The organism is Cyanobium sp. WKJ7-Wakatipu, from assembly GCF_024345355.1.
In the GTDB taxonomy this organism is placed as follows: domain Bacteria; phylum Cyanobacteriota; class Cyanobacteriia; order PCC-6307; family Cyanobiaceae; genus Cyanobium_A; species Cyanobium_A usitatum.
On record NZ_JAGQAY010000004.1, the window covers coordinates 68,260 to 79,064 of the forward strand.

Genomic DNA, 10,805 nt, shown 5'->3' on the forward strand with positions numbered 1-10,805 from the left:
GGCTGGCGGGGAAAAAGTGGTGAAAGCAGGACGTAAGCCGGGTTCTGTTCTCCCACCAGCGAGCCGGTGGGGGGTGATCATCTGTCTGGGACCGTCGTTGCCGGCGGCCTCGAGCGGCGCACTTGAAACGGGACTGGTGTCATGGCCAACCGTTGTCCCTGGGCCTTGCTCCTAGCTGGGGTTTACCTAGCCAGCACCTCTCGATGCTGCTGGTGCGCTCTTACCGCACCCTTGCACCCTTACCTGTGCGGGGGGCGAGCCCCTGCCATCGGCGGTGTGTTTCTGTGGCACTGTCCTCACGGTCACCCGCACTGGGCGTTACCCAGCAAGCCTGGCCATTGGGGAGCCCGGACTTTCCTCAACCAAGCGCTCCAGCTTCCTCCGTGGAGGTGCCGCAGCCCTGATCGCGATCACCTCGCCTGCTTTCGCATTCCATAATGCCGACACGGACGTCTTGCGGGATGGCCGGGATGGGGCTGTAGCTCAGCCGGATAGAGCGACGGTTTCCTAAACCGTAGGTCGTGGGTTCGAGTCCCGCCAGCCCCGTTCTTCAAAAGCCCAGTCACGCGATGAAGCTTCGCCAAGCCAGCCTTCACGGCTAGGGGTAGCGAGCGCTACAGGTGGTGCCCTACCCATTCGCAGCACCGGGGCTAGCGTGGCTTCAGTCGTTTGACCGCGATGACCCAGCTTCACGATCTGCGTCTGCGTCTGCTGGTGCAGCAGGAGAGCGAACGCATCGCCGATAGCCAGCCCGACGAGCTCGACCTTTCGGTGGTTCAAGCCCGCTGCCTTTGCTGGCTTGCCCTGCTAGCTGAGGCTCACGAGGAGCAGGCAACCGATGCTGAGCGCAGTGGTGATACCGAGCAAGCCATGGGCTGGTTTGCCGATTCGATGCGGCTGCGCGACGTAATCAACGTGGTGACCTCGATCGAGATCCCCTTGGCGGCGTGAGTGCCATGATGGAGATTGAGATCCAAAGGGAGTGCGGTGCCAGAAGAGCCCTGCCAATGCCCTGATTGCCAGCGGTTCTATCGGGAACATGACCGATTGATCCGTGAAAACCCCACCCTGCGTCAGCAGCAGGAGCTCAATTGGGCTGCGCTGCAATCTTTTCGCACCCTGGCAGGCCGGGTGATGGAAGAGTTGCAGAAGCAGCAGGAGGCAAGTGAAGCTGCCGCCAGTCAGGCCAATGCCGCTCCTGGCGGCCAAGGGGCAGGTACAGGGGCTGTTGAGGATGAGGGCGCTGAGCCCGATGCCTTCCAGCAGGCCATGGCGGACCTGGAAAACATCAATGCTCACCTCTTCTCCATTGAGGCGCTGATGGAGCGCATCTTTGACGTGCGGGTGCCCGACGAGGTGGAGCAAAAGTTTCGGGAAGTGGCCGGTGAGCTGGCCCCTGATCCGCTTAATGCCGATCGCCTAAGGCTGAATCGGCTGCTCCACCAAACTCCAGACTTGCCCGGTTAATCGAGCTCGCAGGTGATCGTGACCGGGAAGCTTTCGGCTTTCCAGATCCGCTCTGCGTAGTCGCGGATTGAGCGATCTGAAGAGAAGAAGCCACTGCGGGCTGAATTCAGCAACGACATGCGGTTCCAGCGACCCCTGTCGGCCCAGGCCAGGTCGACCTCGGACTGGGCCCGCAGATAGTCGTTGAAGTCGGCCAGCACGAAGAAGGGATCCCGGCCGGTGAGGTTTTGCAGCAGCGGCCTAAATAGGTCGCCATCCCCATTGCTGAAGTGGCCCTGCTCCACCAGTCGCAGGATCTCGGCCAACTCGGGCATTCCCCCGATCAGCTCCCAGGGGCGATAACCCGACTGGGACAGCTCGGAGATCTCCTCAGCGGTCTTGCCAAACAGGAAGAAGTTCTCGGCACCCACCTGTTCGCGGATTTCCACGTTGGCGCCATCGAGAGTGCCGATGGTCAGCGCCCCATTCATGGCGAACTTCATGTTGCCGGTGCCGGAGGCTTCCTTGCCGGCGGTGGAGATCTGCTCCGAGAGGTCGGAGGCGGGATAAACCCGCTCACCCAGCTTGACGTTGTAATCAGCCAGGAAGATCACCCGCAGCCGGCCCTCCATGTCGGGGTCTGCGTTGATCGTTTCGGCGATGCCGTTGATGAAACGAATAATTAGCTTGGCCATGTAGTAGCCAGGTGCTGCCTTGCCGCCGAAGATCACCGTGCGCGGGGCCATACCCTCAGCCTGACCATTCTTGATGCGCAGGTACTGGGCCACCACCTGCAGGGCGTTTAGGTGTTGGCGCTTGTATTCGTGGATCCGCTTCACCTGCACATCGAACAGGGAGGTGGGATCTACCAGCACACCCGTGTGGCGATGGATGTAATTACTCAGCTGGCCCTTAACGCCCAGCTTGGTGGCCTCCCAGCGCTCGAGGAAGCTGCTGTCGTCGACGAACTGCTCCAGGTGGCGCAGCTCATCAAGATTGTTAATCCAGCCGGTGCCAATCGATTCATTCAGCAGGGCCGACAGCTGGGGATTGGCCAGGGCCACCCAGCGCCTAGGGGTGACGCCGTTGGTGACATTGGTGAATTTCTCGGGCCATAGGGCCGCGAATTCTGGAAAAAGCTCGGTTTTGACCAGTTCGCTGTGCAGGGCTGCTACGCCGTTGACGTGGTGGGAAGCAACGGTGGCCAGATTGGCCATGCGGACTGCCTTGTCGCCCTCCTCATCGATGATCGAGACCTTGCGCAGGATCTGCTCGTTGCCCGGATATTTCAAACGCACCTGTTGCAAGAAGCGGCGGTTAATCTCGTAGATCAGCTCCAGGTGGCGGGGTAGCAGGGAGCCAAATAGCCCCAAGCCCCACTTCTCGAGGGCTTCCGGCAGCAGGGTGTGATTGGTGTATGAGAGCGCGCGACTGGTGATGTTCCAGGCGACCTCCCAGTCCAGGTGCTTGTCATCGAGTAGCAGGCGCATCAGCTCTGCCACGGCGATGGCCGGATGGGTGTCGTTTAGCTGCACCGCCCAGTGATCGGGGAAATCCGTGATCGGGATGCCGCGGGCATCGAGGTTGCGGATCATGTCCTGCAGGGAGCAGCTCACGAAGAAGTGCTGCTGCTTCAGGCGCAGGCGCCGACCCTCATCTGTGCCGTCGTTGGGATAGAGCACCTTGGAGAGGGTCTCGGAGCCCACCTTTTCCTCTACGGCGCCGTAATAGTCGCCGCTGTTGAAGGCATAGAAGTCAAACGATTCGGCGGCATCGGCTCGCCACAACCTCAGCCGGTCGCAGGTGTTAACCCGGTAGCCCAGCACCGGCACGTCGTGGGGAATGCCGATGGCGTGCTCTGCCGGAATCCAGCGCACCCGGTAGGTGCCGTGCTCATCGCGATAGCTCTCGGTGTGGCCACCGAAGCCCACGAAGCAGGCTTGATCGGGGTGGGGTAGCTCCCAGGGCCAGCCGCTCTTGAGCCACTTATCGGTGATTTCCACCTGCCAGCCATCGCGAATCAGCTGGTCAAAAATGCCGAATTCGTAGCGGATGCCGTAGCCGGTGGCTGGGATTTCCAGCGAGGCCAGCGACTCCAGGAAGCAGGCCGCCAGCCGCCCCAGGCCTCCGTTGCCCAGGCCAGGCTCTTCCTCGACATCGAGGATCTCGTTGATGTCGTTGATGCCGAAACGGCGCAAGGCTTCTGCCGCTTCTTGCTGGATGCCCAGCATCAACAGATTGTTGCCCAATTGGGGCCCGATCAGAAATTCAGCCGAGAGGTAGGCCACCACTCGAGTCGGGGTGGCACTGAGCGCCTCAATGCCAGCCAGGTATCGGGTCATCAGCCGGTCGCGCACCGCGTAGCTGAGGGCCATGTAGAGGTCGTGGCGGCTGGCCGTGGGGGCGAGCTTGCCGAGCGTGTAAAAAAGGTGTTCGGTCATGCCGTCGAACACGTTTTCCGCGGTCAGGCCACTGCGATCTGGGTCGGCGTAGCAGCCCGGGGTGGGCAGACGCAGGTTGCTGGGTTGGAAGTCGCTCATATGAGTGATTCTCCCGCATGGGCCGCTGCAGGCAGTGGGTTCCATCGCCAGTTGGTGACATCCTCCGCATCCATGCCGTGCTCATGGGCGTGGGCCCGATTGGCCAAAATCCCCTCCTTCATGCGCTCTTTGACGTGGGCAGCGCGGGAGCCCAGGCCCGCAACCCGGTCAATCACATCAATAACCAAGTTGAAGCGGTCGATCTGATTGTTCATCGCCAGCTCCAGAGGGGTGTTGATGTTGCCTTTCTCCTTATATCCGCGCACATGGAAGTTGATGTGGTTGGTGCGGTGGTAGGTGAGTCGGTGGATTAGCCACGGGTAGCCGTGAAAATTAAAGATCACCGGTCGATTCGTGGTGAACAGGCTGTTGAAGTCCCGATCGCTGAGGCCATGGGGGTGTTCGCCCGGAGTGGTGAGAGCAAATAGCTTCACCACATTGAGCACTCGTATTTTTAGGCTCGGGATCTCACGCCGCAGAATTTCAACTGCGGCAAGGGTTTCCTTGGTAGGGATGTCGCCAGCGCAGGCCATCACCACATCAGGTTCATTTGGTTCAGTGCCGCACTCGTCGTTGCTCGCCCAGCTCCATAGGCCGATGCCCTTGGCTACGTGGGCCCGGGCCTGCTCCAGAGTTAGATATTGCAGGTGCTTCTGTTTGTCAGAAACGATGATGTTGCACACGTTTGTTTCCTGTAGCGCCTGTTCAGCTACCGCCAGCAGGCTGTTGGCATCGGCCGGCAGGTAGACCCGCACCACTTCGCCACTTTTGTTGCCGGCGAGATCGATGAAGCCAGGATCCTGGTGGGTGAAGCCGTTGTGGTCTTGGCGCCACACGGTGCTGGAGATCAGGCAGTTCCAGGGGGAAATAGGCGCGCGCCAGGGGGCGTGGTGAATGCAGGATTCCAGCCACTTGGCGTGTTGGTTAAACATCGAGGCAATCACATGGGCGAAGGCCTCATAGGTGTGGAAAAAAACCATGGCGGCCGGTGAGTAGGTAGCCCTCCATCATTCCCACCAAGGTGTGTTCGCTCAACATCTCGACAACGCGGCCGCTGCGGGAGAGTTCGCTGCCGTTGAGGTCTTCCGGCAGAAATTCCTCCATCCACACCTTTTTGCTGATCTCGTAGATGGCTTGCAGCCGGTTGGAGGCGGTTTCATCCGGTCCGAACACGCGCACGGAATCGGGGTTCAGGGCGATGGCATCGCGCAGCAGCTCCCCCAGGGGAGCGGTGTTTTCGGCCTCGTGCTGGCCCGGTTGCTCAACGGGCACGGCATAGGTATGGACCGGCGGCAGATTCAGGCGGCGGCGCAGCAGCCCACCGTTGGCATGGGGGTTGGAGCCCATGCGGCGCTGGCCACTTGGCGAGAGGGCGCGCAGCTCGGGTATCAGGCTGCCCTGCCCATCAAAGAGTTCGCCAGGGCGGTAGCTATGCAGCCAGGCCTCGAGTTGCCCTAGCTGGGCCGGGTCTCGCTTGGGATCGGGCAGGGGCACCTGGTGGCTGCGCCAGAAGCCTTCCAGCTTTTTGCCATTCAGCTCCGCCGGCCCTGTCCAGCCCTTAGGCGATCGCAACACGATCATGGGCCAACGGGGTCGGTTGACGTTGGTGGGATCGCCGCTGCGGCGGGCCTCCGCCTGCACCTCTTGGATGCGGTTTATGGCGCTGTCCATGGCGGCTGCCATGGCTTGGTGCATCGCCATCGGCTCGCTGCCTTCCACAAACAGGGGCTCCCAGCCGTAGCCCCGCATCAAGCTGGCTAGCTCCTCCCTGGGGATGCGGGCCAGCAGGGTGGGGTTGGCGATTTTGTAGCCGTTGAGGTGCAACACCGGCAGCACGGCGCCGTCGGATGCGGGGTTGAGGAACTTGTTGATGTGCCAGCTGGTGGCCAGGGGCCCGGTTTCCGCTTCGCCATCGCCTACGCAGGCCAGGGCGATCAGGCTGGGGTTGTCGAACACCGCCCCGCAGGCGTGGGAGAGCACGTAGCCCAGCTCGCCGCCCTCGTGAATTGAGCCAGGGGTTTCGGGTGTGCAGTGGCTACCGATGTGGCCGGGGAAGGAAAACTGCTTAAGGAAGCGCTGCATGCCGGCAGCATCCGTCGACTTGTCGGGATAGATCTCGCTGTAGGAGCCGTCGAGGTAGGTGGGCGCCAGCACCCCAGGGGCGCCATGGCCCGGGCCCGACAGATAAATCATGTCGAGGTCGTGGGACCGGATCACCCGGTTGGCATGGGCCCAGATAAAAGATTGACCCGGGCTCGAGCCCCAATGCCCCAGCAGCCGGCTTTTGATATGGGCAGGTTGCAGCGGTTCGCGCAGCAGGGGGTTGTCCTGCAGGTAGATCATCCCCACCGCTAAATAGTTGGCGGCCCGCCACCAGGCATCAAGACGCTGCAGTTGCTCTGCCATTACCCGCGTCATCTACTCGATATTCAAACCGTAGCCACGGTTGCCAAAGCCCAATCCCACGGCCTGATAGTGATCAGGGTCCAAACACCTTGGCGCGGGCGGCTTTAAGGTCGCGCCTCCCACTACCGCGAACTCACCTATCCATGGTTCTGCCAGCGCTTTTGCTTGAAATCGGCAGTCACCAAGCCGAAGTTGCTGAAACCCTGATTTCGGTGGGGGAGTTTCTGGTGATCTTCGTGGCGGCCAGGCTGCTGGCGGAGCTGATGGTGCGAGTGCAGTTGCCCACGATCCTGGGGGAGCTGGTAGCTGGCGTTCTGATTGGCGTTTCCGGCCTGCATTTGATCGTGCCGCCCGAAACCCAGATCCAACTCAGCAGTTGGGGCTTGGGCTTGCTCAGCTCTCTGGCCGACCTCTCACCAGAAATGGTTCAGGAGATCTACGCCGAGACCTTCCCGAATCTGCAGGCGGTCTCCCAGATCGGCCTGTTTGCCCTGTTGTTTCTCACCGGACTGGAAAGCGAGCTTGATGAGCTGGTAGCCGTGGGTGCCCAGGCCACCACCGTTGCCGTAACCGGGGTGGTGCTTCCCTTTGCCCTAGGCACTGCGGGCCTGTATTACATCTTCCATGTGCCCCTGATTCCGGCGATCTTCGCCGGTGCGGCGATGACGGCCACCAGCATCGGCATCACCGCCAGTGTGTTTGGTGAGTTGAAGTTTCTGCGCACCCGCGAGGGGCAGACGGTGATCGGCGCAGCCGTACTCGATGACATTCTTGGCATCGTCATTTTGGCTGTGGTGGTGAGCCTGGCTGGCGGCGAGGGCTTCACCCTTGGCCCGATTCTGAAGTTGGTTGCGGCGGCAGCGGTGTTTGTGGCGGCAGCCCTGTTCCTGAGCCGCACTGCTGCTCCTGGGTTCGACTGGCTGCTCGATCAGCTCAAGGCCCCTGGCGAAGTGGTGGTGGCGGCCTTCGTGGTGTTGTCGCTCTGCTGTTTTGTGGCCCAGGCGATCGGCCTGGAAGCGGCTCTTGGGGCTTTCGCTGCAGGCTTGATTCTCAGCTCTTCTAAGCACACCCATGCGATCCAGGAAACCGTTAAGCCCCTAGTTGCCCTGTTTGCCACGATCTTCTTTGTGCTTATTGGCACTGGCATGGATCTGTCGGTGCTCAATCCCCTGAACCCTGAAAACCGGGAGGGATTGATCGTGGCGGCCTTCCTGCTCACTGTGGCGATTGCCGGCAAGGTGGCAACCGGCTGGAGCTACTTCAGCAAGGAGAAAACCAACCGGTTGGTGGTTGGTTTGGGGATGATGCCCCGCGGCGAGGTGGGCTTGATTTTTCTTGGCCTGGGTACCCAGGCTGGGTTGCTTACCAAGCCGCTGGAGGCCGCAATTTTGCTGATGGTGATCGGCACCACCTTCCTGGCGCCGATCCTGCTCAGACTGGTGCTCGGTGGCAGCGCTGGAGGTCCGGATCTTGATCCACTTGCCGAAATTCCAACCTGAGCGCTGGGGCCTGAGTTGGGGGGGCTGGCTAGACAACCGCCGCGGTGAGTGGTGGCTGCTCGCCCAGCTGGCCCTGATTGCCGCCCACCTGCTGCCGCCCTGGCCTGCCCCCGGTGCCTGGGGTTATGCCTGGCCCCTGCCGCTGGCCTTAGCAGGTGCCATTTTACTGCTGCTGGGTCTGGTGTTGGCGGTCCAGGCGTTCTGGGGGCTGGGTTCCAGCCTCACGCCCCTGCCTGATCCGATTCCTGGCGCCCCGTTGGTGACAAGCGGGGCCTATGGCCGTTGCCGTCACCCCCTCTATCAAGCGGTGCTGCTTTGTTCCCTGGGGGTGAGTTTGGCCCTGGGCAGCCTGCTGCATCTGGCCTTGCTGCTGGCCCTGGTGGCCGTGCTGGGCGGTAAGGCGCGCCGCGAGGAGCGGGCCCTTGAGCTTGCCTATCCCGATTACGCCGCCTACAGGGCCCGCACACCAGCAATCATTCCCCGTCTTCCCTGGCTCGACTGGCGAGCGCTGTGAACAGCCCCCAGCCTGCGGCGATCAGGCCGAGGCTGCTGGCCCAGTCGGGGCCCAGGGCCCAGCTCAGGCCCAGGTCGGCCAGCACCCCGATGGCCAAGGCCAGCAGCAAGCTGCTAATCACCAGCATCACCTGCTGGACAGGGCTCGGCAGGGAGCCCGCGGCCAGGGCTTCCTCCAGGCGCGCCAGGGGGCCGCTCAAGGGGAGGTAGAGGGCCAGGGCCCACAGGGCGATCCCCGGCAGGAAGGGGCTCCAGTCAGGGCTGGTGAGGGGCAATGGCGCGCCGCAGATCTCCCTAGCATCGACCACCCTGGACGCATCAAGGTGGCTTCCGTGTCCGTACCCCAGCCCTGGAGCTACGCCGGCCATCCAGTGCACGCCATCGCAGCGGCGCCAGCTGAGCCCGAGGGCCCCGCGATCCTGCTGGTGCATGGCTTTGGTGCTTCCACGGACCACTGGCGCCACAACATTCCCGTGCTGGCCCAGCGCCATGAGGTGCACGCCATCGACCTGCTGGGTTTCGGTCGCAGCGCCAAGCCGGCCGAGCTTGCCTACGGCGGCCCCCTCTGGCGCGACCAGCTGGCTGCCTATGTGAACGAGCGCATCGGCCGGCCGACGGTGCTGGCGGGCAATTCCCTTGGCGGTTTTTCAGCCCTGGCGGCTGGTGCTGCCCTGGGGGACCAGGCGGCCGGGGTGGTGCTGCTGAATGCGGCAGGGCCCTTCAGCGATGAGCAGGCGCCGCCTAAGGGATGGGGAGCGATCACCCGCCAGACCATTGCGGGAGCCCTGCTCAAAAGCCCGGTGCTGCAGCGGTTGTTGTTTGAAAATTTGCGCCGGCCGGCCACGATTCGCCGCACCCTCAACCAGGTGTATCTCGACAAGACCAACGTCGATGAAGCCTTGGTGGAGGCGATCCGGCGGCCGTCGCTGGATCCGGGGGCCTTCGGTGTTTTCCGCACCGTGTTTGATATCCCCCGCGGCCAGCCCCTCGATGAGTTGTTTGCCCAGCTGACATGTCCGTTGCTGTTGCTCTGGGGCATCCGCGACCCCTGGATCAATGCCGTGGGCCGGCGGGCTGCTTTCCAGCGCCATGCTCCGGCAGGGACCAGGGAGGTGGTGCTCGAGGCGGGTCATTGTCCCCATGACGAGGTGCCAGATCAGGTGAATGCTGCCCTGCTCGACTGGACCGCCGGCCTCAGCTCCGGGGCGGCTCCACTCCAGGCAGACCCACTCCAGGCAGATCCACTCCAGGCAGACGGCCGCGCGACAGTTGCTGCTTCGGGTCAAACTGCCGTTTGATGGCTTCGATCATGGGCCGCGACGGGGCATCCAGCCAGGCCGGCAGTTGGCTGCTGGCGGGCTGGCACAGCACCGTCAGGTAGCCACCAAACTGCTGGCAATGGCGCCTGAGCGCCTCCACCTTGTAGGTGGGTAGGGCTGAGGCAGTTGCCCAGGCGAGACCTAAGCCACTGCCAGCCCCCAGGACCACCGGCAAGCCGGCCAGGGCTGGATCGTTGAGGAGGGCAGTCGCCTGGTTGGGGCGCACCGCCAGCCGCAGCAACCAGTCGCTGGAACCAGTTTCAGGCCCTTGGCTTTGGCCTACCAGGCTTGCGAGTTCGGCAGGTTGAAGAGTTTGGGCCGTGATTGCCAAGGCAGCAGCCTTGGCGGCGATGCAGCTGATCTGCTCATTGAGAGTGAGGGCGTTGATGCTGGCCAGGCTGATTAGCAGTCCGGTGCCGTCTTCTTCGGCGGCAGAGGGGCGACACCAGTCGATCCGCTCCGGGCTGAGGCTGGAGCCCAGCAGCCAGGAGGCCAGTTGGCCGAGGGCTTCTAGCGGCCCTTCCAGCTTCAGTCCGCGCCGCTGGGGTGGCTCCGGCATGGTGCGCAGGGTGAGGCTGCTGATCAGTCCTAAGGACCCCCAGCTGCCTGCCATCAGGCGCATCAGGTCGTACCCGGCCACGTTTTTCACCACCTTGCCCCCGGCCCGGGCGCGGGTGCCGTCGCTGCGGATCAATTCCAGGCCAATTATCTGGTCGCGCACGCCCAGATAGCGCTGGCGCAGACCGCCGGCCAGGCCTCTTGCCACCAGGCCGCCCAGGCTGCCGCTGGCTTGGCCGCCCAGGCCACTGCCCCAGGGCCAGTCAACGGCTAGCCATTGCCCGTGGTGGGCCAGCTCGGCTTGCAATTCGACCAGGGGCGTGCCGGCTAGGGCCGTCACAGTGAAATCGCCAGGGCTGTGCTCAACGATGCCGCTCAGCCGCCTACAGCTCACGGTGGTGCTGCCGCCCATAACTGGCGGCCCCCAGTTGAGTCGGCTGCCTAGGCCGGCGGGTTGCCAGGGCGCAGCCTGCTGGTGCAGCTCGCGCACCAGCTCCTGCAGCTCCCTGGGCTCCGGAGTCATC

The 10,805-nt window shown here is 63.1% G+C and carries 8 protein-coding genes, 1 tRNA gene, 1 other RNA gene and 1 pseudogene; 6 read left to right on the forward strand and 5 right to left on the reverse strand.

Annotated elements, in window-relative coordinates; translation table 11 throughout:
- Positions 1 to 17 precede the first annotated feature (17 nt).
- Positions 18 to 427, reverse strand: an RNA gene (gene rnpB / locus KBY83_RS03650) — RNase P RNA component class A.
- A gap of 45 nt (positions 428 to 472) precedes the next feature.
- Here rnpB and KBY83_RS03655 point away from each other — a divergent pair.
- The 3 genes from KBY83_RS03655 to KBY83_RS03665 all read left to right on the forward strand — a co-directional run bounded on the left by KBY83_RS03655 (position 473) and on the right by KBY83_RS03665 (position 1,467).
- A tRNA-Arg gene (locus KBY83_RS03655) sits at positions 473 to 546 on the forward strand.
- A 132-nt stretch (positions 547 to 678) separates the two neighbouring features.
- Positions 679 to 951, forward strand: a complete 273-nt coding sequence (locus KBY83_RS03660; RefSeq protein WP_106632938.1) for a hypothetical protein — start codon at positions 679 to 681, stop codon at positions 949 to 951.
- A gap of 36 nt (positions 952 to 987) precedes the next feature.
- The gene (locus tag KBY83_RS03665; protein WP_255018366.1) at positions 988 to 1,467 is read left to right on the forward strand and encodes a hypothetical protein; all 480 of its coding nucleotides are present in this window, start codon (positions 988 to 990) and stop codon (positions 1,465 to 1,467) included.
- On the opposite strand, the gene KBY83_RS03670 is transcribed toward KBY83_RS03665, so the two are convergent.
- Together KBY83_RS03670 and KBY83_RS03675 are read right to left on the reverse strand one after the other, a co-directional pair.
- On the reverse strand, positions 1,464 to 3,986 hold the full coding sequence (locus KBY83_RS03670) for a glycogen/starch/alpha-glucan phosphorylase (protein ID WP_255018367.1): 2,523 nt from the start codon (positions 3,984 to 3,986) through the stop codon (positions 1,464 to 1,466). The two genes, KBY83_RS03665 and KBY83_RS03670, sit on opposite strands and share 4 nt — an antisense overlap.
- Positions 3,983 to 6,404, reverse strand: a pseudogene (locus tag KBY83_RS03675) (phosphoketolase). Before KBY83_RS03675 ends, KBY83_RS03670 begins: the two are co-directional and overlap by 4 nt.
- Positions 6,405 to 6,535: 131 nt before the next feature.
- Between KBY83_RS03675 and KBY83_RS03680 the strand changes: the two are divergent.
- Complete coding sequence (locus KBY83_RS03680; RefSeq protein WP_255018368.1) at positions 6,536 to 7,891, forward strand: cation:proton antiporter; 1,356 nt, start codon at positions 6,536 to 6,538, stop codon at positions 7,889 to 7,891.
- Positions 7,872 to 8,405, forward strand: a complete 534-nt coding sequence (locus tag KBY83_RS03685; protein ID WP_255018369.1) for an isoprenylcysteine carboxylmethyltransferase family protein — start codon at positions 7,872 to 7,874, stop codon at positions 8,403 to 8,405. The genes KBY83_RS03680 and KBY83_RS03685 overlap by 20 nt, the downstream gene beginning before the upstream one ends.
- Here KBY83_RS03685 and KBY83_RS03690 read toward each other — a convergent pair.
- The gene (locus tag KBY83_RS03690; RefSeq protein WP_255018370.1) at positions 8,365 to 8,712 is read right to left on the reverse strand and encodes a hypothetical protein; all 348 of its coding nucleotides are present in this window, start codon (positions 8,710 to 8,712) and stop codon (positions 8,365 to 8,367) included. The genes KBY83_RS03685 and KBY83_RS03690 overlap by 41 nt on opposite strands.
- 15 nt (positions 8,713 to 8,727) lie before the next feature.
- On the opposite strand from KBY83_RS03690, the gene KBY83_RS03695 reads away from it, so the two are divergent.
- Positions 8,728 to 9,702, forward strand: coding sequence for an alpha/beta fold hydrolase (locus tag KBY83_RS03695; protein WP_396093340.1), 975 nt, complete (start codon positions 8,728 to 8,730; stop codon positions 9,700 to 9,702).
- On the opposite strand, the gene KBY83_RS03700 is transcribed toward KBY83_RS03695, so the two are convergent.
- On the reverse strand, positions 9,599 to 10,804 hold the full coding sequence (locus KBY83_RS03700) for an FAD-binding oxidoreductase (RefSeq protein ID WP_261354194.1): 1,206 nt from the start codon (positions 10,802 to 10,804) through the stop codon (positions 9,599 to 9,601). The genes KBY83_RS03695 and KBY83_RS03700 overlap by 104 nt on opposite strands.
- Position 10,805 lies beyond the last annotated feature (1 nt).